The organism is Bacillus cereus group sp. BfR-BA-01430, from assembly GCF_022663115.1.
In the GTDB taxonomy this organism is placed as follows: Bacteria; Bacillota; Bacilli; order Bacillales; family Bacillaceae_G; genus Bacillus_A; species Bacillus_A cereus_BD.
Window position 1 is genome coordinate 1 of sequence record NZ_JAKUEW010000086.1, and the last position, 262, is coordinate 262.

The window sequence follows — 262 nt, forward strand, 5'->3', positions numbered from 1 at the left end:
TAGTTCTCCGTTGTATCCTGCTGCGATTACTCCTGTGAGGTAATCAATAGCTGCCATAATTACTAAAACTTTCAATGTTGTATCCCATCCTCCTAAGAAATAACCGCAAAAAGCTCCGAAGGTAGCTATAAATGTTTTCAGTAATAAATCAATACGATCCATCTTTTCACTCCTTTATACAAAATAAAAAAACAGCTTATTGCTGCTCTGATTTCACTAATTTATCGACTAATAATTGTTCTAACACTTCTATTCTACGATT

The 262-nt window shown here is 33.6% G+C and carries 1 protein-coding gene; it reads right to left on the reverse strand.

The genetic code is table 11. The features are described 5' to 3' along the window. Window positions 1-162 (reverse strand): phage holin family protein (locus MR058_RS23075; protein ID WP_242145947.1); only part of this gene is annotated, 162 nt, incomplete at its 3' end. Between the last annotated feature and the right edge of the window lie 100 nt (window positions 163-262).